Origin of the sequence: Chryseobacterium sp. ON_d1 (assembly GCF_006829085.1) — a bacterium.
GTDB lineage: Bacteria > Bacteroidota > Bacteroidia > Flavobacteriales > Weeksellaceae > Chryseobacterium.
In genome coordinates, this window is sequence record NZ_BJTC01000006.1 from 154060 (window position 1) to 176299 (window position 22240).

Here is a 22240-nt window from a genome sequence, read left to right on the forward strand (position 1 = left end):
ATGAAAAAACTCTCTCTAATTTCTCTTGGTATTTTAGCATCTCTGCAGTTGACAAAAGCACAGGTCATTTCATCAAAAAAATGGGCAGATCTGTTTTCCTACAATAATGTCTTGGCTATGAAAGAAGACAATGGAAAAATCATTGCAGCCACAGAAAACGGAATATTCTATTATACAATGGCAACAGGAGAAATTACGAAACTGTCCAAAGCAAATGGTCTTCACAACATCGGAATTACAGCTTTTGATTATAATCCCCAAACCAAAATCGGGCTTATAGGTTATCAAGACGGATCTATGGACGTTATCACTCCGCAGGAAATCAAATATATTGTTGATATCCCTATTGCAACGGGCTACAACGGAGATAAAAAAGTTAATCATATTTCCATAACCGGAGATCAGGCTGTCGTTTCTGTAGGCTATGGCCTTTCTTTATTTAATCTGAACAATAAAGAGTTCGGAGATTCTGCGTTCTTTCTGAATGGAGGAATATATGAAGCAAGCAATGAAGCAACCATATTGGGGAATAAAGTATATTCTGTAACCAATACCGGATTAAAAAGCCATCAAATGAACACTACCTTCCCGGTATATTCTACCTGGACTACAGAAGTTCCCGGAGCTTTCAAACATATTGACTCAGAATCTGAACTTGTTTTCTCAAATGCTACAGCGGCATATATTTATAATAATGGCACTCCGACACAGTTACCTACCAGCTTTGGAAATATCCGGGACGTTGTTGTTACTTCCAACAGTATTGTAGTGACTGACAACAGAGTGTATACTTACGGTCTGAACGGAGTTTCACAAAATTCAATAAGCCTTGGGGAAGAATGCAATACAGCTACTACCGCTGGCGGTAAAATTTTAGGAGGAACGGTATTATCCGGGATAAAAGATGAAAACAATAACACCTATAAGCCTTCAGGTCCTTATTTCAATATAGCTTATAACATTAATCTGTTTGACAATAATCAGATGCTTGTTTCTACCGGAGCAAGAGCAAATAACTATAATGAACCTGCCATTAACCCTAAGAAACCTGGCTTCTATTATTTCAATGGTACAGAATGGATCTACCCTTCGTTTTTCATTAATAACCCGAAGCAAATCAACGTATTAGATGCTACAATAAGTCCATTCACCAATAATGAGGTATTTTTTGCCAACTATACCATGTTTGATAATGGGGTCTACAGAATGAAATATAATGCGACAAGCAAAGACTTTGAATTGGTAAAATACTATAACCTTGGTGCACAGCCCTACTACAGACGTCCTGTAGGTTTTGCAGGGGATTCCCAGAGCAATTTCTTTGTCTCTTTTGGATTTAATGATGGTAACCCTTCCATGGGAATCTATGATAAAGCCGCTGATGATTTTATTATCAAGAAAATAGTGCTCGCCAGTGACGGGATCCAGAAAACTGTTTTCCATGAAAATATGCTATGGACTCCCCTTCCAAGATCTAATAACTTTTGGGTATATGACTATAAAAATGCAGCCAATCTTTCCGATGACACAGATTATATTCTTGCAGAAACAAACGGACTTCCGGGAAGTTCAAATGGAGCTTTATCTGTAGCATTTGACAAGTCCGGAGACGCATGGATAGGCACCAATAGTGGTTTAAGAGTAATGCCCAATGCTTCATCTGAAATCAAAAATTCTCACCCTGCAATGGAGCCTATCGTCATAGAGCAAAACGGTCTGGGGGAAGAACTTTTCAGAGAATCAGCAATTCTTCAGATTGCTGTAGACGGAGGAGATCAAAAGTGGGTCTCTGTGGATGGGGGTGGTGTATACTACCTTTCTTCCGATGGACAGAAAACAATAAAGCATTTTACCAAGGAAAATTCACCTCTTCCTACAAATACTGTTACTGATATAAAGATTGATAACAAAACCGGCAAGGTATATTTTGTAACTTACAATGGTATTGTGACATATCAGGGTGATGTTGCAGATGTGACATCCAACTTTGGAGATGTGGTAGTGTACCCTAACCCAGTAGTTTATTCAAATTTTAAAGGAAAAGTTACGATCAAAGGGCTTGCAGAAAAAACCAATATAAGGATCGTAGATGCTGCTGGAAATGTAGTGCATTCGGCAGTAGCCAGAGGAGGTTATTACGAATGGGATCTTAATAATCAGAAAGGAATAAGAGTAGCATCAGGAATTTATTTTGTACTTATGACGAATGAAGATGGCTCTGATAAAGCTACAGCCAAAATAGGAGTAGTCAATTAATGAATTTACAGAACGGTTTTTTACTCTCATTTATAAAATACGGAGAAAATGATGCAGTATTGCATTGTTTTACAGAAGAAGAAGGTTTTCAGAGCTATTTTTTAAAAGGAATTTATTCCAAGAAAAATAAGAAAAAAGCCCTCTTGCAGCCATTGAATCAGCTTAGCTTTTCTGTACATCCGTCCAGAGGCAACAGCATATCGTCTGTTTCCCGATTTGAACTGGTAAAAAATAATGATATCTACACAGACGTAAAGATAAACACTATCATCTTTTTTATTTCTGATTTTTTAAGCCATGTTCTTAAATATGAAAACAAGAATATGGCAATCTATTCCTGTATAGATACCTTTATCAATCAGCTGACCCATAAAAATTATCAGGCCCATCTGCTTTTCTTACTTGATGTTTTAAAAATTCAGGGAGTTGCTCCGTTAATGGGTGAAGGATCTTTTTTAGACCCTGAAACCGGCACATTTTCTCTACAAATAAGCCACCAGCTGTTCAATGAGGAAATCTCCACATTATGGAAGGAAGCTCTTTATGCCGATGATTTTTATGCAACAAAAGTCCGTTCTTCTCTTAGAAAGGATTTTCTTGACAGTATTTTAATATATTATCATTATCATATTACCGATTTCAAAACACCGGCTTCTCTGGAAATTATACAGCAGATTTTTGAATAAATTCAATTAGCCATAAAAGAATTGTCTTTTACTTTCCCTTTGTTTTATCAAGATCATCCGGCATTTGGGTTTCAGATTCTGCCATTTCTTTTTTTGAAAACCGGGGCTGCAGGATTTTGGCAATGAGCCCTGTCCAGCCTGTCTGATGGGAAGCTCCTACTCCACGACCGTTATCTCCATGAAAATATTCATAGAACAGGATATAGTCTTTAAAATCCGGATCGGTCTGAAATCTCTCATATTGACCATGAACCGGTCGTTTTCCGTTTTCATCTTTTAAAAAGATTTTGGTAAGTCTTTGATTCAAAGAGTCAGCAATCTGATCCAGGTTCGAATAATTTCCACTTCCAGTGGGATATTCCACTAAAAAATCAGGGCTGTAATAGAAGAAAAAACGCTGAAGACTATCAATAATAAGGAAATTAATAGGAAACCATACCGGCCCACGCCAGTTGCTGTTTCCACCAAACAATCCACTGTCACTTTCTGCAGGAGTATATTTTACATTATAATCCGTCCCATTCAAAGTTAAAGTGTAAGGATGATCTTCATATTCTTTTGATAAAGCTCTTACTCCATAATCGCTTAAAAATTCATCCGGATTCAGCATTCTGTGTAAAAGCCTTTTTAAACGGTGCCCTCGAAGCAGGGATAAAAGGTGTTTGGAATCCTGGCCCTTAACCTCCCATCTTGAAACGAGAGAAGCCAGTTCGGGTTTATTTTCCAGTACCCACTTCATTCTTTTCTTAAAATTGGGAAGATTCTCAATCATTTCATCATCTATGACCTCAACGGCAAACATGGGGATCAGTCCTACAATTGTACGCAGTCTCAGGTACATATGGGTTCCGTCACCAGAAGTAATAGCGTCATAAAAAAATTCATCTTCCTCATCCCACAAACTGAAATTTTCATCTCCCATATTATCTAATGAGTGGGCAATGGCCAGGAAATGTTCGAAAAACTTCATTGCCATTTCCTCGTATACAGTATTATAGAGTGCCAGTTCAAGTGCAATCCGCATCATATTCAGAGCAAACATTGCCATCCAGCTCGTCCCATCTGACTGTTCAAGCTGTTCACCATTGGGCAGAACAGCGTTTCTGTCAAAAACCCCTATATTATCAAGTCCTAAAAATCCCCCCTCGAAGATATTATTACCATTACTATCCTTTTTGTTAACCCACCATGTAAAATTCATCAGCAATTTCTGGAAGGCACTTTCCAGAAATTCAAGATCTGGTTTGTTCTTTAAATACTCATCAATCTTAAATACCCTGAAAACAGCCCATGCATGTACAGGAGGATTCACATCACTGAAATCCCACTCGTAGGCAGGAAGCTGTCCGTTGGGATGCATATACCATTCAAACAGGAAAAGCTTCAGCTGATGCTTGGCAAAATCAGGATCTACCAGAGAAAAACTGATCGTATGAAAGGCAAGATCCCAGGTGGCATACCAGGGATATTCCCATTTATCAGGCATGGAAATAATATGTTCATTGTTAAGATGTTTCCAGTCGTAATTTCTTATTTTTTCTCTGGATTTTGGAGGGCGCATTTCTCCCGGATCCCCTTTGAGCCATTTTTCAACATTGTAATGGTAATACATTTTGTTCCACAACATCCCTGCAAATGCCTGCCTTTGTATTAATCTTTCATCTTCGGAAGAAATCCCCTTCTGGATTTCTGCATAGAAGTCATCTGCCTCTTTTTGCCTTTGCTCAAAAATTATATCAAAATCACTGAACGGTTCACGTAGATCTTTGTCTGAAAATCTGAATTCAAAAGTTTTGGATTCTCCGGATTTAAAATCTTCATCAATAAAAAAAGATGCTTTAGTTCCTATATTCTGTGTATTCACTGACTGGGAATTTCCCGTCATCACAAAATTATTGATTCCATCCTTACAATATTCCGAATCATTGGAAGACTGATAGAGTCTTTCGTTATTGGTTTCATTGTCACAAAACAAAGTCTTTAAAGACTGCTTTGCATACACGTTCTTAATCTCAATATCCCGGTGATTCACTTGAATACGGTCTGCATCTTCGGCTTGCAGATGAGGTCTGTAGTCATCATAGCCCCACTTCCAGGTATTCCGGAACCAGACCGTTGGTAATATAACAAGGGAAGCTTCTTTTTCAGATTTATTAACAACTGTTATCCTGGCCAGGATATCATTCTGACTTTCTTTTGCATACTCAATAAAGATGTCAAAATATTCATTGTTATCAAAAATTCCTGTATCAATCAGCTCATATTCCGGTTCGTCTTTTCCTCTTCCTGCATTTACTTTGATCAGATCTTCATAAGGAAAAGTATTCTGAGGATACTTATACAGCATCTTCATATAGGAATGAGTAGGGGTAGAATCCAGGTAATAAAAATACTCCTTAACATCTTCACCGTGATTCCCCTGACCATTGGTAAGCCCGAAGAACCGTTCTTTTACCATTTTGTCTTTTTTATTCCAGAATCCGGCAGAAAATACAAGTTTCTGAAGATCATCGCAGATCCCACATATTCCTTCCTCTCCCCAACGGTATGTTTTGGCTTCTGCTGTATCATGATTGGTATAATTCCAGGCATCTCCGTTTTCACTATAATCTTCACGGACAAGTCCCCATTCACGGTTACTTACATAAGGTCCCCATTTTTTCCATGAGATATCTGAAATTCTCTGTTTTTCTGACATAAGCAATAATTATGAGTAATAAATAATGAGTAATGAGTAATATTTAATTTTGTTTCAAGTTCTACGAATAATCTCAAAACTTTAAACTGCATTACCCTCCTGTAGAAAAACTTTCAAATGTAGTCATACCGCCATCAATGAAAATACTGGTTCCGGTAATATAATCCGCGAGATCGCTGGCAAGGAACGCGGCTAAGTTTCCTATATCCTGAGGCTGTCCTATCCTGTTATAAGGAATGAGAGTAAGAAGAGAATTAAGGGCTTCAGGGGTATCCCAGGCGTTTTTATTAATAGGAGTCTGTATTGCTCCCGGACAGATAGAGTTGACCCGGATTTTGTCTGCGCCATATTCCTGAGCTAAAGTTTGCATCAGCATTCGGATAGCTCCTTTACTGGAGGCATAATTAGCATGTCCGGCCCATGGGATAATTTCATGTACAGAGCTGATATGGATGATCTTTCCGCAGGCAACAGAACGTGAAGGATCTATTCCCCGTCGAAGAAACTCTTTAATAGCTTCTCTTGCACACAAGAACTGTCCCGTCAGATTTACCCCAATGACAGCATTCCACTGATCCATCGTCATTTCGGTAAACTTTGCATCCTTTTGAATCCCTGCATTATTGATCAGGATATCTACCGTATGATATTCTGAAACTACATCCTGAAACATTCTGACCACCTGATCTTCTTTGGAAACATCACACTGGTAAGTCATTCCTTTTCCGCCTGCATCAGTTATTTCTTTCAATACCGCTTGAGCTTCTTCCAAAGATCTTTCTGATGAATGATTGACAATGACTGCCGCACCTGCAGCAGCCAATGACTTTGCGATTCCTGAACCAATTCCGCTGGATGCTCCTGTAACTACAGCTACCTGATTTTGAAGTGATATTTCCATGTTTTATAATTTGATGTTACTCAAAGTTATGGAAAGATATCAGCAGATAAAAAATAAAGATTTTAAAATTTTATTAAAGTTTTTTATGCATCAGGTACTGAGGTCCGCTTCTTCCGATTCTTGTTTTACCATCATAAACATATCCTGCCTGTAGATAAATATGATAAGCGGAATCATTTTTCTGATTTACGGCAAGTACAATTTCATCGCAGGTATTGAAACGGTCTCTTATAAAATCATCTACTTTCAGCATTGCTGCCTTTCCAATTCCTTTTCCCTGCATTTGCGGGTTCACAGATAAGGAACGTAGTAATGCCGAGTTTTCATTATCTGTAAGATCAAATTTATCTTTCCCGAAATCAATAACAAAAAAACCGGCCGGCTCATTATTTTCAAATATAGTTACCGGAAATGCATCATTATCATCCCGTTCGCTGATACTCTGTAAAGCCTGCTGAGCAGTTGCAGTGAACTTCATCTGGTTTTCATCCAATGCATAGCAGACCCCGGAAAGATCTTCTGGTTTAAAAAACTCTAAATGTATCATAAATATTAGTGATGGTAGATATCTTCATACATTACTCCTGCACGGATTTCCACGGGAAGTTTATTTTCCTCGGGAACAACAGGACAATTGTAATCATAAGCATTATAGGCACAGAAAGGATGATAAGACTGGTTAAAATCCAATATAATGGTATTTCCTTTCGGGATTTTTAGATCCATATATTTTCCGCCTCCATAGGTTTCTTTCTCATTGGTTGCATCACGGAAAGGAAGAAAAAGATAGTCTTTGTATTTATCCTGTTTGATCAAAGCCAGACTTTGGTATAGTGTTACGGTGTACGGTTTATCATCCAGCGTAAATGTTGCTTTACCATATTCCTGATAGGTTTTTGTTTTTCCCGAAGAGGTAGGAAGTTCAAAAGGCTTTGTATCTTTTGATTTAACAAATTTTGCAGTTACTCTGTATTTGGCATCAAAAGGAAAGAACGGATGGCCTTTAAAATTTTTAAAATTATCTCCTCTTAAAGGTGTCTCTTTTGGATTGAGATACTCAGCATTCAGCTCTTTCTGAAATTTCTGTACCTCTTTCTCTTCCTTTGAAACCATTTTCTGAGAAAAAGCCCATAACGGAAGAAGTAAAAAGAGTACTATATATTTTTTCATGAGTAAAAATTATAAGTAAAGCTATGAATTTTCATGACAACAAAAGTTAAAATTGTAATAAAAAATATAATCTGTTTTAAATACAATAAGGGCCTGGAGATCTAGCATACTTTTTGAAAAACAAAGCTTATGGACAGAAAAAAATTCATTAAGACCAGCACCTTAGCCATATCCGGCTTTTACTTTCTCCAATCCGGATTATTACGTGCAACCGGAAGAAAAAATAATCTGGTAAAAGAAAACATTGATGTTCCGATCGTGATCATTGGGAGTGGCTATGGAGGAGCTGTGTCTGCCTTACGCCTTTGTGAAGCAGGGAAAAAAGTTGTGATGCTTGAAATGGGGCTTAATTGGGAAAAGGCAGGAATTCCGTTTTCCAACTTATTGAAACCGGGAAAAAGCGCTGCATGGCTGAAAAAGAAAAGCATTGCTCCTTTTATGAATATTTTTTCTTTGACTCCTTTTACAGGAACGCTGGACCGTCTGGATTTTGATCATATCGATATCTGGGTAGGGAGAGGTGTTGGCGGTGGTTCTCTGGTGAACGGAGGAATGGCGGTTACCCCCAAAGAAAGTTATTTCAGAGAGGTTTTTCCAGAGCTTGATGCAGAAAAATTTTACAGCCACTACTTTCCTCTGGTAAGAAATGAGTTGAAAGTAAATGTCATTGATGAACAGTTTCTGAAAGACTGTCCTTATTATCAATTCACGCGGGTAGGTGAAGAAGAGGCCCACAAAGCTGGTTTTAAAACAATGAGAGTTCCGAACGTGTATGATTTTAAATATATGGAAAAGGAATTCAGAAATGAGGTTCCCCGTTCTGCTCTTAATACGGAAGTGATCTATGGAAATAATCATGGGAAAAACAGTTTAGACAAAACCTATCTGAGAAAAGCTCTTCAAAGCGGAAATCTGGAAATTCTTGACCTTCATCATGTTCAAACAATACAGCTTAATGATGATAAAAGCTATACCATAAATGTTCAGCAGACTGATACTGCGGGAATTTTGACTGCAGATAAGGTTTTCAACTGTAAAAAGCTGATTCTTTCCGCAGGAACTATGGGAACATTACAGATTCTGTTGCAATCCAATGCCGAAAATGGTTTTCCCATTCATGAAAAGGTTGGCAAAAACTGGGGAAACAATGGAAATTTCATGACAGGAAGAAACTGGGTAAAACCTTTATCAGGCGGTACAGGAGCCAAGCAATCCACCATTCCTGTGGGAGGAATTGACAACTGGGATGATCCCGAACATCCCTTTTTCACGGAAATAGCTCCTTTACCTATGGGAATGGATGTAGCAACAGCTTTGTATCTGCTGATCAATAGAGTTGATAAAAAAGGAGATGTTTCTTACAATAAGGCCAGCCGGTCTCTTACACTGAATTGGGATGAGAGCAATACCATCAAAATGAAAGAAAATGCCCAATATTTTGTCCGTAAGATGAATAAAGCGAATGGAGGCACCAGAAGTCACTTACTTTTCAACAATGGTTTTGGGGCGGATATCTGTTATCATCCTCTTGGAGGATGCGTTCTTGGGGAAGCTACCAATGAATATGGAAAGCTTAAGAATCATGAAAACTTATATGTTCTGGACGGATCATTAATCCCGGGAACAATTGGTGTCAATCCTTTTGTCACTATTACTGCTATTGCAGAATACTGTATCGAAAACCTCATCAGACAAAATGAGTTTGCCTGAAGTTAAGATATAGATCTTATTTCAGTAAGATAATTTCTGGTATCAGCTTCCAGCTTTACAGGATAGGTAAAATCAAGTTTCTCTGCCAAAGAAATTCCCAGTTGATGTACCAGATCAGCAAAGGCAAACAATGCTGTCCAGTTGTCTTCAATATGATTTCCTGAAAAAGTAGCTTCTACACTATTCCATAGTTCTGGGGATAAATATTTTTTGAAAAGTCTTCCATGTTTATTGGTTGTTATATCTTTCCAGTCATGGTTTCCGCCAATATACCATTCTGTCAAAGGAACAAGATAATCTGTCCGCAGAACATTTTCGGACATAAATTTGGCATAAAAAATATCTCCGCGTTTCAGACATTTTGCTACATAAGTAGTATCCCACCAGAAGTCATTCAGCAGCTGCTGAAATTTTTCCTCAGTTGGTTTCTGTATCATGATTGACTGGTACGTCGGAGGTTTCATATTTTTAGTCAGACCGTCTTTATCTATCAAAACTTTATATCCTACATCCCAATCTTCAGAAAGCTCTTCTTCATTGGCATCTTCAGTAAATTCTGTTACCTGATAGAGCTTAAAATCAACTTTTACATGGTCTTTATACAAAACCATTTTCATGGCATGTCTTCCATCAAAAACATGATCCTCTTCTTCAATCATAGAAATAGGATCTCCAAAAAGACTAATCCATTCATTATCTGATTCATAAGGTATTCTGTTTTCAAAAACAAGTTCTACATCAAGATCACTGAAATCATCTACGGGAGCGTAAGGATTTACCAATGAGCTGGTCAGGAGAACAGCACGGATGTCAGGATTGCTTTCAGCCCACTGAATAATCTGTTCCAGCTTTTCTTCCCTTGCTTTCATATTAATAGGATTCTGAAATTTTTACGCGATAAACGTCAGAAGAATTTCTTTTGATTGATTCTACAAAAAAGCCTCCTTCTTCAGGAATAACTTCCTTCAGATCAAAACTTTTGCAATCTTTTGGAAGTCCGGAAAATATTAAGGTGAACCAAAAATCTTTCATAAAAGGAACCGGTGTCCAGTATGGGGAAATTGAAATATTTTCCGCGTGGATCAGTTTGCTTCTATGCTCAGACTGATTATCAAAAAGATAGGTCGAGTGCCAGATCCTGATCAGGTTGCCCAAAAACGGAGATGCCGGGAAACAACAGTGTACAATAACCTGCCTCTCCTCTTCTGTTTTCGCCTGAAGAGATTCCAGGATTTCCTTTGCAATGACTGGTTTTACAATTACTTCTTCCACCTTTTATAAGTATGAATAATGAGCAATGAGTAATGAGTAATAGAAGCTACTACTCATTGCTCATGACTGATGTTAATATTCTAATTCTAATTTTTCTTTTGTATAATTTCTTACTGTATTGGTCAGTTCAGGATTTTCTGCGAGTTTTTGTCCATAAGAAGGAACCATCTCAAGCAGCTTCTCTTTCCATTCACCATGAAGTTTTTCCGGGAAGCATTTTTCCAGTACGTTCAGCATAGCATATACTGCTGTAGAAGCACCTGGTGAAGCACCCAACAGAGAAGCAATTGTTCCGTTTTTATTCACCACCACTTCTGTTCCGAATTCCAGCTTACCTCCTTCTTTTTCATCTTTTTTAATAATCTGAACTCTCTGTCCTGCTACTTTCAGTTCCCAGTCTTCTTCTTTGGCATCTTTAATAAACTCTCTCAAGTGCTGCATTCTCTGCGACTTTGTCATTGCTACCTGCTGGATAAGATATTTTGTCAGAGGAATATTATGCCACCAGGCTCCGAAAAGCGATCTTAAATTTTTGGTGTTTACACTTTCAGGAAGATCCAGATAACTTCCTTCCTTTAGGAATTTGGTTGAGAACCCTGCAAAAGGTCCGAAAAGAAGAGCTTTTTTCCCGTCAATAATCCTTAGATCAAGGTGTGGAACAGACATTGGAGGAGCATCCACCGTGGCTTGAGTATACACTTTAGCCTGGTGCTTTTCTACCAATTCCTGATTATGACTTACCAGCCACTGTCCGGAAACCGGAAAACCTCCGTATCCTTCACTTTCTTTAATATCTGAACTGTCCAGCAATGGAAGCGCATATCCTCCGGCACCAATGAATACAAAATCAGCAACTACCTCCTGTTTGTGGCTGTTGATTCTGTCTTTTACTTTCATTTCCCATTTCCCATTTTCTCTTGCATCAATATCCTTTACTTCATGGTATAAGAAAACCTCTACATTGGAATCTTCCAGCAGGTGTCGTCCCATTTTTCGGGTCAGCGTCCCAAAGTTTACATCCGTCCCCATATCCATCTTCGTAGCAGCCATTACTTCAGACTGGTTTCTTTTGCTCATTACCAATGGAATCCATTCTCTCAGTGTATCATGATCTGTAGAAAATTCCATTCCTGAGAAAAGAACAGATTCTGCCATCTTATCATGGCGTTTTTTAAGATATTCTGCATCTCTTTCTCCAAATACCAGGCTCATATGAGGGCATGAATTGATAAATTCTTTTGGCTGATGGATATATCCTTTGGTAATCAGATAAGCCCAGAATTGTTTTGAAATTTCAAACTGTTCTGCGATGCTTTCTGCTTTGGTAATATCAATAGATCCGTCAGGTTTTTCGGGAGTATAATTGAGCTCACAAAAAGCGGAGTGCCCTGTTCCGGCGTTGTTCCATGCTGCAGTACTTTCTTTGGCAAACCTTCCCAGTCTTTCAAAAATTGCGATTTCAAGATGGGGATCAAATTCATGAAGCAGCGTTGCTAAAGTGGCACTCATAATTCCGCCGCCTATCAGTACAACGTCGTATTTAGGTTTCGGTGTTCTGCTTGTAAGCGATTGTGACATAATTTTTAAATTTTACTTCAAATTTCGGGAAAAGTTTTAAAAAGCGGAACGCGTTTAACGATTTTAACACGTTATTTTTTGCCTCGAAAACACTTCTTAAGTACACAACAAAAAACAATGGAAAATTTCAATAAAGCATCATTGAAATGATTGATAATGTAAAAATTATTTTTAAGGAAATAGTTAAATTTTATATTTTTTAATTCACTGGATGGTAAATAATTAAGCTATTTTCACAGCCGCTTATTTAACAAAAATTTTAAGTTTATTTAAGTTCACTATAATAAATACAGCCATCATAACCTTTTACGCAACTATACTTTATCAACAAAAAGTGAAAAACAATTATATAAACAACATTAAAAATCACTTTTAATTGATAAATATGTAATTTTATAGATAAATTTCTATACAATACATATAAAATAATAGTTTTTTCTATGTAACTTTCAATTAAATTAATACATAATTCCACAGGTATTTAATTAAATTATTTCGTAAACATACTAAAGATGAAAATTATTAATTTCGTGAGCACACTGTTCGCAACAGTGGCATTTGCCCAAAGCGGAAGTGTAGGAATCAACACGTCCACCCCGGACCCGAGTGCTATTCTGCACATTGAGAACTTCAATGGAATCCCGGCCACAGCCACAGCTGCCATTTCAGGGGGAGCAGTTACCGGTATTACCATCACCAACGGAGGCAGTGGATATACCTCACCTCCAACAATCAATTTTTATGGCGGAGGACCTGTTGTAAACGGCGGTTCAAAAGCACGTGCTACAGCGGTTATTTCCAACGGTCAGGTTACAGGTATCACCGTCAATAACGGAGGCAGTGGCTATACAACATCTCCTTCGGTAACAGTTTCAGGAGGGAATAAAGGCTTGTTATTCCCTAATCTGAATATTTCCAATCTGAACAGCACCACCACCCCTGTTGCCTCTCCTGCCAATGGACTGATTGGATTTAATGGCGGAACTAACAGCAATAACAAAGCCCTGCATTTTTTCAATGGCACCACAAGCACTTGGCAAAGCACAATTGATACCCAAAATACACCAAAAGTTGCCTATCTTGATTTTACAGGATCTTTGTCTGCTCTGGACAATGCTGTAGCGGGCGCCAGCAATGTTCTGATTGTAAATCCTCCGGCGATTTCCGGGGTGTCAAACATCAGTGGTTTTAAAGTGGTTCCAAACACGGTTTCAGGAGGCTATTCACTGATCCTTCCACAGGGAAATTATCTTGTAGAAGTCAATCTGAATCTAAATTCACCTCAGGAAAACCCTGCCGGACAGGGTGGAACAGCCCCATTTTCAGGAAGTTCTTATTACCTGATGGGATATTTTATAGACTTCATCAGTGATACCTATAATAATACCACTAATACATTTACCGGAGGAAGTGCAACAAGGAAAGAAGTCCCTATTGTTTCTAAGATTAATACCAACCATCTTGCCACATGGTCCTATTATTATACTGTTCCTCCCAATGTCAATGCCAATATTATCGGAGGTCTAAGACTCAATCTTGGAAGAATGCAGAACAGCACATTCTACGATCTGGTGAATATCATTGCCAATGGATCTTATATTAAAATCTCTCAGCTTTAAAAAAAATTCACACATGAAAAAAAGTTATATTCTGCTATTATTGATTATAGTACAGATCACATATGCACAAGTTGCGATTGGAAAATCCACAGTGAACAGTTCGGCTGTTCTGGATGTGGCCTCTACAACCAATAAGGGAGTACTTCTTCCAAGAGTAGATATTGTAGATATTCTTAGTAATACCTCACCGGTAAATAATCCGGCAGAAGGACTGGTTGTATATAATAAAGGTAATTCTATAAGTCCTGGTCTTTACATCTGGAAAAACAGCAGGTGGACCCAGTTGTCTGATACTTATAATCTGGTAAGTTACATGATGCTTCAGCGTACCTCTGATTATGCTGTATTAGGAGGTTTCAATAATGGTATATACAAGAATTTCAATGACGCTGCTTTTACTGTGGTGTCTAATGATATCGGAGCTCTATACAATACTTCTACAGGAGTCATTACTCTGCCAGGGAACAGCGGCTACCTCGTAAATGTCTGTCTGAATATCAGAACGGCTCTTGAAAGTGCAACAGCAGGAATCGGAGGGACTTCCGTTCATTTACACCAGTATCTTGTCAAACTTATAGACCCTGTAAGCGGAACACAGTATGGCAAAACAATCAGTATCAATAGCCAATCGATTGCCAGCAATAAAACCCATACCCTGAATATGAGTTTTTCTTTTGTGACGACTTCGGTATCCCCTATCCTTTTAGTTCCCGCCATTGCACATGATGCAGGAGGTACTTATCAGAATGGAGCCGGCGGAACAACTCCCAATAACGGTGAGATTATCATTACCAATGCCAAAGTTGACATTCAGAGATCAGCCCTTAATCAATAATCAATTGCACAATGAAAACATCAATTTATATCAGTTGTATGGTACTTTTCAGTATTCTCACGAATGCTCAGGTTGGTATCAACACAAACACCCCGAATGCCAGCAGTGTACTGGACATCAACTCATCCAACAAAGGAGTTCTTTTTCCGCAATATGACCTTCTGGTCCTGAATAGCACTTCAACTCCTGTAGCAAACCCAGCAGATGGGCTCATTATTTACAACAGCGGAGGGGCTTCTGCTTTTCCGAAAGGATATTATATATGGATCAGAAACCAATGGCAACGTATTATTGTTTCCGGTTCTGAACCGCAGGCAATGTCTCTTCTCATTAGCCCGGGGATCCTGATCCCTACCGGAAGCACCAATAATACCTTAGGAAACTTTGCCGTAACTTCCAATAAAATTACAGGAGCTTCCCTGGGCACTGACAATTCTACCATAACATTACCGGCAGGAACTTATATTGTACGGTATTCTGTAGACTCCAGCAACGCCAATAACAATAACGGAACAGCCAATACCCAATATCTTGGTCAAAATTTTACCTGTACACGCTCTTATCTGATAAATTCTGCTACCAGCACAGCTATTACGGAAACCAACAGAATGTGCCAGCTGTCAAGTTCTTTTACATTCTTTCAGGGAAGTTATTTTTTAACATTGACTTCTCCAACTACCATTCGACAGAAATTTGAATTTGATACAGGAAACGGCTTTACAGCCAGCAATTTGAACGTAAGATCATCACTAACACTTGTCATTACCAAGATGAGCCAATAAAAAAACTTAAGCATAAGAATGCTTAAGTTCAATTATTTACAGTTAACGGGACTTTAATTCTAAGGTCCTGTTTTTTTTAATTCAGTTTTGCTGTCAGCTTTTTAAATTGTTTTTCAGCATTTTTACCTTCATAAAGGATAGCATAGACTGTATCGATAATCGGCAGCTTAAGATTTTTCTGTTTTGCTGTCTTATAAATAGAATCGGCAGCATAGTATCCCTCTGCCACCATATTCATAGACTGAATGGCTGATTTCACAGTATATCCTTTACCGATAAGATTTCCCAGGTTTCTGTTTCTTGAGAAAAGCGAATAGGCTGTTACCAGGAGATCACCAAGGTAAGCGCTTTCATTCACATCTCTGGGTGCTTCGTAGATGGCTTCCAGGAAGGTTTCCATTTCACGGATCGCATTGGAAACAAAAACAGCTGTAAAGTTATCCCCATAGCCTAAACCACTTGCTATACCCGCTCCGATCGCAAAAATATTCTTAAGAATAGCACTGTATTCGTTTCCTAAAATATCTTTGCTTGTATGTACTTTAATAAAGTCTGAACTGAAAATTCCTTCAAGCTTTTCGGCAGTTTCATCTTCCACTGCTGCAATGGTAAGATAAGAAAGTCTTTCCATAGCAACCTCTTCCGCATGACAGGGACCTGCAATCACTGCCTGATTCCTGAAACCGATTTTAAATTCATCACGAAGATAATGGGCCACCACATCGTTGACTTTAGGGATAATACCTTTAATTGCGGAGATAAAAATCTTATCTGAATAATCACAGGTCATCTTCTCCAGCGTATCAGAAAGATAGATAGATGGCGTTGCCAGAACAATAACATCACAGGCAGAAACCAGTTCATTAATGTCCGTTGTCAGTTTTAAACTTTTAAGATTGAAATGTGCGGCGGTAAGATAAGTCGGATTATGCCCCCGAAGCTCAATAGCTCCTTTTACAAATTCATTTCTGACACACCAGTGTACTACTTTACAGTTTTCAACAAGCATTTTTACGATAGCGGTTGCAAAACTTCCGCTTCCTACAACTCCTACAGAAATATCCTTTTTATTCTTTTTTGGATTCGAAGATTCTGAAATAATTTTCTTTTTAGCCATAATTGGAATGTGAACTGCAAAGATATTAAAACAAAGACGTAAAGGAGGCTTTGAAACTATGATAAAAGCCATTTTCTGAAAAAATTAACATACCTGCGCAATTAAATAGCTATTTAAACGTTAAATACAGAAAAAAGTGAATTTTAATTAAAAATAATCCACAAAGACTATTTTTAATTAAATTTGCAGCTTCAAAACCGTTTTAAATTTACTAAGAGAAGAAATATGAAAAAATTTCTAAACAGCAAGAAGAACGTAAACATTCTCCTGGGGGGACTTTTACTAGTAGTTTTTGCACAGGGTGTATTCATTGCGAAGCTCTTTTCTGAAAGAGATGACAAAACCTACGAAGTCAACCTTGTAAAAATAAACACTGAAAAAGACAGTGTAGATTATTTAAAAATGAAAACTGATCTTACTCTGGTGGATCAGACCGTTGCCCAGCTCAACTCCTTCCTGAAATCTAAAGACGTTCCGAGTGAAAAGCTGATAATGCTTAGCCAGGACAGTATTTCGAATTCCATTTATCTTTCCAAACAAGCCAACCGGTACAGCCAGTATCTGATGGATCTTCAGAAAAAGCTGATGCAGGTACCGTTAGGCATGCCTACAGACGGATATATTTCCTCTAATTTTGGAGTGAGAAAAAATCCTATTCCATTCAAAACTGTTTTCGCATCGGTTAAAACAAATATACCAACAGAAGCAAAATCCACCGTTGCTGCAGCACCAAAGCCTGAAGCAAAAGCAGAACCTGTTGAAAAAACCATTGAACTTACGGACAGCTATGGAAATAAGAGAGAAGTGAAGGTGATGGTTACCCCAAAAGCTGCCCCTGTAGCAACCTCCTCTGCTCCTGCAACAACAAAAACGGCAGCCGGAACGGCTACAGTCAAAACGGGTGTTGCTGAAAAAAATAATCCACCTGCTGAAGCTGATCAGATGCAGTTTCATAAAGGACTGGACATTGCTGTTGCCTATGGATCTGATGTTAGAGCTGCCGCTGCCGGAACCGTTATTTTCTCAGGACAGAAAGGCGGCTATGGAAACTGTGTGATTGTTTCTCACGGAAACGGGCTGGCGACGTTATATGGGCATTTATCCGAACTTATATCTAAAGTGAACGATAAAGTAAAGGTAGGTCAGGTGATTGCCAAATCCGGAAATTCCGGACGTTCTACAGGACCTCATCTTCATTATGAAGTACACAAAAACAATACTCCGGTAAACCCGAAATTGTTTATGAATCTATAAAAAGAAAACTGTCTCATGAGAGGCAGTTTTTTAGCTTCAAGAGGTGGAAAATTCATGTAATGGATTCTTTTTAAACACCAAGAACACTAATAATTTCACCAATATCACGAAAATAATTCTCATAATTATACATCTGCAGAATCTGTAATATCTGCGAGAGATTATTTTAATGCAAAGTTCTTAATTATTCTTCTTTTGATTCTAATGGAATCAGCAAGCTGATTTAACGAAGCTTTGAGGATATTTTGACTGTTAATTCTTATGATATAAAAAAACAGCTGCATTGGCAGCTGTTTTTTTATTTTAAGATTTTAAGCGTTCCTGTTGGATGGGTGAATGTACCATCCGGAGCGGCAATATTTGAATAGATAATATTTTTATTATAATCCTGAATATGGGTTACATTGAAGCCAAGATGAGGCTCATGCCAGTATACCATAAAAACATTTTTTGCCACTTCTACTGCAGTATATTCTACAGTATCTGTACTGTTTTTTGAGTTTCCTGCTGTTCCGGTAAATGTCATTGTTTTATTATCTTTAAAATCAAGAACAAATTTTACCGCTCCAAAATCCACCTCAACTTTGCGGCCAATTGCCGGATATGGTGATTTTAAATCCCAATCCATTTCCTTAAGGAAAACCTTCACTCCCATCTCCAGTTCTTCTTTTCCCGGCAGATCAGGATATTTCTTAACCATAAAATCTACAATGGAGGATAAAGTTTTATTCTCTGTCACTGCCTTTCTATAATTTTCCAAATAGCTTTTCACAAAATCAAGAGACTGCGGAGTTGTTGATAGCTTTGCAAAATGGGAAGGAATCACCTGCGCCGGATTCAATGCCTTCATGGCGTCAATCTGCCCTATCCACTGATCAATTGCTTTCACATTCTGAGTGTCAGCCATCCAGAGATGTGAGTCTACAGAAACTGAAATACCACCTGCAATGGTTTTAATGGAAGGAATCCAAAGAAAACTATGTGCCGGATCTTCCTGATTCTGTCTGATCTCAATTTTATTTCCTTCAAGATCAGGAATTGAAGCAGCTGCCTCAGGAACTATAATTTCTGACGGAGCATCTGCCTTCAGCTGCGGTTTCCATACTCCCATTTTATCATCTTTTGAGGCTGATATCAGGTAAGCAGTCTGTGCGGTTGAAATAATTTTAACATTGGGGAAAGCCTTCTTTATAACATCCAATCCAAAATAAAAATCCGGATCACTATGAGAAATGAAAACCGTTTTCAGGTTCTTTCCTATTGCTTTTATTTCTTTAACCAGCTGTTCTGCATATTGCTTCTGGAACTGAGCATCTATCAAAATGGCATCTTTATCCCCATAAATAATGGTGGAAGTAATTGGGAAAATAGCTTTGCTCCCTGGATTATATACTTTTACTTTCAGATTTCCGGCCAATATACTGATAAAGCCCAGCAGTGCCAACACCGACCATAATTTCTTTTGTATCATTTCTGTTCTTTTATGTTTATGTTAGTAAGCTGCGGTAAAACGTTCACGGATGTGATTGTTCTGCTCCAGTTCATCTACTAGAACTACCGCTACATCTTCTACAGACAGTCGGCTTCTTCCGTTTTCATCAAATACCGGAGTTTCCAGTGAAGTTCTGTATTTTCCCGTTCTTTCTCCTACATTCGCCTGATTCATTTCTATAGCAGGGCTGAAGAATGTCCAATCCAAAGAGTTATTTTCTTTGATTTTGTTTAAGTAATCTCTTGCTGCTGTTGCACCGGGCTTGTAAGCTTCAGGGAAGTCCGGAGTATCTACAATCTGTACATGATCCGGTGTGTAAAGGCTTCCTGCTCCTCCTACTACAATCAGTCTTTTCACCCCTGACTTTTCTACTGCTTTTTCAATGTTTTCAGAACCGTTTAAGAAATCATTGTAAAGATTAGGGTTTGTCCATCCGGCATTGAATGTACTGATGACCGCATCACTTCCTTTTAATGCTTCCGCTAGCTCATCTACATTATTTACATCAACACTTTTAGCGGTTACATTTTCCTGTGCTTTCACCTTCGATGCATCTCTTACCAGTGCCTCCACTGCATATCCTCTGTCTGCTAACTCTGTTACTACGTGTGTTCCTACAAAACCGGTTGCACCGATTACTGCTACTTTTTTCATAATGTTTTATTTTTAAATTAAATTGTAATAATTTTTGTTACATTTAAGGTTAAAAAATTTTTATTCAAACTGGTCAGTGAATTCCTGTAATGACTTGTCTCCTAAAAAATTGATAACCAATTGATCTGTTTCCTGAAATAATGTATTTAAATGATTATTGATCTCCTTTCCTACACTGCACGCCGGATTGGGATTCTGATTTTTCTTTCCTAATACTTCTGTATTTTTTACTGCCTTATAGATCTCAGAAATTGTGACCGTATCAGCATTTTTTGCAAGCTGACTTCCTCCTTCTTTTCCCTGTCTGCTGATAATCAGACCTGCTTCTCTCAATACGCTGATCTCCTTTCGGATAATCACCGGATTCACATTGATACTACCGGCTATCCAGTCAGAAGTGAGCCACTCCTGAGGACTCTTTGCCAGTAATGTCATTATATGTACTGCCGTAGCAAATCTTGTATTGTTCATTGTAATTACATGGCAAAGATAAGCATTTTTTAAATGTAACAAAATTTATTACAGTTAAATTTTTCTTAAAGGATTAATTTATCCAGATCCAGCAGCAGATAATTAATGTTCTGATTGATGGTACGTGTGGCCGACTGCATCTGATTAAGCATGGCTGCACGGTTATGAAGATCATCTGCCCTGTAATATCCCCCATCACTGAAAATCACCGACTTATCTGCCACTTCTTTATTGTCATCAAACTGATAGTGGAGCCATCTCATCTTCATATTTCCGATGATGGAATGTTCTTCCCTGTTGGAAAATTTTTTCTCGGTATACATATACCAGATAAAAGGAGGAAAGTTGGGAGACTCCAGTTTTTCTTTCCAGATGTCTCTTAAAAGGTTTCTCTGGTGGATGAACTCCACTTTTTTTCCTTTGGGGTTAAGGGTCGCCAAACCAAAACCTGCCCCCAAGATACCTCCACCAATTCCTATTGCATTATCCCATCCATCGCTTTTTACAATTCCTCCGGCAATAGAAGAAGCTGCTCCGGCAATGATAGAATACAAAATCAGCTTATTATTTCTCGAGGAATTCAGATTATCCACATAATTTCCGATCTGTGCCACCCTTTCTCCCTCACAGTCGAATTCTGCAGCCACAGCATCAAGCTCTGTCAGAGCAATGGTAATCCTGCTGTTGATTTTTGTTTTAAGCTGTAATATCTTCACCTGTGAGGTCAGGGAAGAATCTTTTTTAAGCTCTATAATTTGATGAACATCATCCAGATTATTGAGTGCATTTAAAATTAATATACTCTGATCGGTAAACATCCCTTTGAGATCTTTATTGGCTGTTAAAATGGAGTCTGAGTTATAAGATGGAAGCTTATTGTTATAATTGTATTTAAAAGGCGCCTTACAATAGCTGTCTTTCAGGGTAAGAATATTCTGCTGAATAGCCTGATTCTTTTTAGAAACACAGGATACCAGTAAGCCCGCAATAGCAAAAAGGTAAAAAAGTTTTTTCATGCAGTCATATTTTGTGTTGCCGGATGTATTGTAAGCTCATTTCTTGATTCTTCCTCATTTACAATTCATCCATACGAATATAATACAAATAAAAAAATTTACCTGAAATCAGGTAAATTTTTAATGTATTTTTAAGAAGGATTATTTAATATCCAGCAATTCAACTTCAAAAACAAGTGTACTGTTTGGCCCGATCTCCTTGCTGATTTCCTGATCTCCATACGCCAGATGCGGAGGGATAATCAGTCTCCACTTACTTCCGACAGGCATCAACTGAAGAGCTTCCGTCCATCCTGAAATCACCCTGTTTAAAGGGAAAGATGCAGGGGTTCCTCTTTTTACAGAACTGTCGAATACTTTTCCGGAAATAGTTGTTCCGTGGTAATGGCATTTTACCGTAGATTTCGGTCCTGGCTTTGGGCCGTCACCCTCTGTGATGATTTCATACTGCAAGCCGCTTGGTAACTGCACAACGCTTTCTCTTTTACCGTACTCTTCCATATATTCTTTACCATCTTTCAGGTTCTTTTCTGCCAATTCTTTTTTACGTTTAAATAACATATCTGCTACTCCCATATGATAATTTTTTACAAAGATAAGGCTTTTTAGTGTTGGGTGATGGCGTGAAGATGGAAATCCAGAATCAAAACATTATGATATTGCATCCTGCTTTTAAATATTCATTCATAACCTAAAACAACTAAACAGCTAATAATCAAAAATTTAACA

20 protein-coding genes are annotated in these 22240 nt (G+C 38.1%); 7 read left to right on the forward strand and 13 right to left on the reverse strand.

Features of this window, described 5'->3' with window-relative positions; translation table 11 throughout:
- On the forward strand, positions 1 to 2256 hold the full coding sequence (locus CRS_RS11145) for a T9SS type A sorting domain-containing protein (RefSeq protein WP_142724139.1): 2256 nt from the start codon (positions 1 to 3) through the stop codon (positions 2254 to 2256).
- The gene (gene recO, locus CRS_RS11150; RefSeq protein ID WP_142724140.1) at positions 2256 to 2942 is read left to right on the forward strand and encodes a DNA repair protein RecO; all 687 of its coding nucleotides are present in this window, start codon (positions 2256 to 2258) and stop codon (positions 2940 to 2942) included. The genes CRS_RS11145 and recO overlap by 1 nt, the downstream gene beginning before the upstream one ends.
- A gap of 28 nt (positions 2943 to 2970) precedes the next feature.
- On the opposite strand, the gene CRS_RS11155 is transcribed toward recO, so the two are convergent.
- From CRS_RS11155 to CRS_RS11170, 4 genes are all read right to left on the reverse strand, one after another.
- Positions 2971 to 5640 (reverse strand): glucosidase, encoded by a 2670-nt coding sequence (locus CRS_RS11155; RefSeq protein WP_142724141.1) that lies wholly within the window; start codon positions 5638 to 5640, stop codon positions 2971 to 2973.
- 91 nt (positions 5641 to 5731) lie between these two features.
- On the reverse strand, positions 5732 to 6541 hold the full coding sequence (locus CRS_RS11160; RefSeq protein ID WP_142724142.1) for a glucose 1-dehydrogenase: 810 nt from the start codon (positions 6539 to 6541) through the stop codon (positions 5732 to 5734).
- 73 nt (positions 6542 to 6614) lie between these two features.
- Positions 6615 to 7088 carry an N-acetyltransferase gene (locus tag CRS_RS11165; protein ID WP_142724143.1) on the reverse strand — a complete coding sequence of 158 codons (474 nt, stop codon included), beginning with the start codon at positions 7086 to 7088 and terminating at the stop codon, positions 6615 to 6617.
- 5 nt (positions 7089 to 7093) lie between these two features.
- The gene (locus CRS_RS11170; protein WP_142724144.1) at positions 7094 to 7711 is read right to left on the reverse strand and encodes a DUF1684 domain-containing protein; all 618 of its coding nucleotides are present in this window, start codon (positions 7709 to 7711) and stop codon (positions 7094 to 7096) included.
- A 129-nt stretch (positions 7712 to 7840) separates the two neighbouring features.
- Here CRS_RS11170 and CRS_RS11175 point away from each other — a divergent pair, with 129 nt between their 5' ends.
- A complete protein-coding gene (locus CRS_RS11175; RefSeq protein ID WP_142724145.1) occupies positions 7841 to 9421 on the forward strand; it encodes a GMC family oxidoreductase N-terminal domain-containing protein in 1581 nt (526 codons plus the stop codon).
- A gap of 2 nt (positions 9422 to 9423) precedes the next feature.
- Here CRS_RS11175 and CRS_RS11180 read toward each other — a convergent pair whose 3' ends face one another.
- The 3 genes from CRS_RS11180 to mqo form a co-directional block, all read right to left on the reverse strand.
- Entirely contained in the window at positions 9424 to 10290 is an 867-nt protein-coding gene (locus CRS_RS11180; RefSeq protein ID WP_142724146.1) for an AadS family aminoglycoside 6-adenylyltransferase, read from the reverse strand.
- Between the two features lies 1 nt (position 10291).
- Positions 10292 to 10693 (reverse strand): hypothetical protein, encoded by a 402-nt coding sequence (locus CRS_RS11185; RefSeq protein WP_142724147.1) that lies wholly within the window; start codon positions 10691 to 10693, stop codon positions 10292 to 10294.
- 72 nt (positions 10694 to 10765) lie between these two features.
- Complete coding sequence (mqo, locus tag CRS_RS11190; RefSeq protein ID WP_142724148.1) at positions 10766 to 12271, reverse strand: malate dehydrogenase (quinone); 1506 nt, start codon at positions 12269 to 12271, stop codon at positions 10766 to 10768.
- A gap of 512 nt (positions 12272 to 12783) precedes the next feature.
- Between mqo and CRS_RS11195 the strand changes: the two genes are divergently transcribed.
- From CRS_RS11195 to CRS_RS11205, 3 genes are read left to right on the forward strand one after another with little or no spacing between them, the layout of a single operon-like run.
- Entirely contained in the window at positions 12784 to 13890 is a 1107-nt protein-coding gene (locus tag CRS_RS11195) for a hypothetical protein (protein WP_142724149.1), read from the forward strand.
- A 13-nt stretch (positions 13891 to 13903) separates the two neighbouring features.
- The gene (locus tag CRS_RS11200; RefSeq protein WP_142724150.1) at positions 13904 to 14725 is read left to right on the forward strand and encodes a hypothetical protein; all 822 of its coding nucleotides are present in this window, start codon (positions 13904 to 13906) and stop codon (positions 14723 to 14725) included.
- An 11-nt stretch (positions 14726 to 14736) separates the two neighbouring features.
- Positions 14737 to 15507, forward strand: a complete 771-nt coding sequence (locus CRS_RS11205; protein WP_142724151.1) for a hypothetical protein — start codon at positions 14737 to 14739, stop codon at positions 15505 to 15507.
- Between the two features lie 76 nt (positions 15508 to 15583).
- Here CRS_RS11205 and CRS_RS11210 read toward each other — a convergent pair whose 3' ends face one another.
- A complete protein-coding gene (locus CRS_RS11210) occupies positions 15584 to 16624 on the reverse strand; it encodes an NAD(P)H-dependent glycerol-3-phosphate dehydrogenase (RefSeq protein ID WP_142724152.1) in 1041 nt (346 codons plus the stop codon).
- A gap of 225 nt (positions 16625 to 16849) precedes the next feature.
- Here CRS_RS11210 and CRS_RS11215 point away from each other — a divergent pair, with 225 nt between their 5' ends.
- Positions 16850 to 17878 carry a M23 family metallopeptidase gene (locus CRS_RS11215; protein ID WP_142724153.1) on the forward strand — a complete coding sequence of 343 codons (1029 nt, stop codon included), beginning with the start codon at positions 16850 to 16852 and terminating at the stop codon, positions 17876 to 17878.
- A 298-nt stretch (positions 17879 to 18176) separates the two neighbouring features.
- Here the strand turns inward: CRS_RS11215 and CRS_RS11220 are convergent, their stop codons facing one another.
- The 5 genes from CRS_RS11220 to CRS_RS11240 form a co-directional block, all read right to left on the reverse strand.
- A complete protein-coding gene (locus CRS_RS11220; protein ID WP_142724154.1) occupies positions 18177 to 19349 on the reverse strand; it encodes an MBL fold metallo-hydrolase in 1173 nt (390 codons plus the stop codon).
- Between the two features lie 21 nt (positions 19350 to 19370).
- Entirely contained in the window at positions 19371 to 20024 is a 654-nt protein-coding gene (locus tag CRS_RS11225) for an NAD(P)-dependent oxidoreductase (protein ID WP_142724155.1), read from the reverse strand.
- Positions 20025 to 20084: 60 nt separating this feature from the next.
- Positions 20085 to 20495 (reverse strand): Rrf2 family transcriptional regulator, encoded by a 411-nt coding sequence (locus CRS_RS11230; protein WP_142724293.1) that lies wholly within the window; start codon positions 20493 to 20495, stop codon positions 20085 to 20087.
- A 65-nt stretch (positions 20496 to 20560) separates the two neighbouring features.
- Positions 20561 to 21511 carry a hypothetical protein gene (locus CRS_RS11235; RefSeq protein ID WP_142724156.1) on the reverse strand — a complete coding sequence of 317 codons (951 nt, stop codon included), beginning with the start codon at positions 21509 to 21511 and terminating at the stop codon, positions 20561 to 20563.
- A gap of 141 nt (positions 21512 to 21652) precedes the next feature.
- Positions 21653 to 22087, reverse strand: a complete 435-nt coding sequence (locus tag CRS_RS11240) for an FKBP-type peptidyl-prolyl cis-trans isomerase (protein WP_052198510.1) — start codon at positions 22085 to 22087, stop codon at positions 21653 to 21655.
- Between the last annotated feature and the right edge of the window lie 153 nt (positions 22088 to 22240).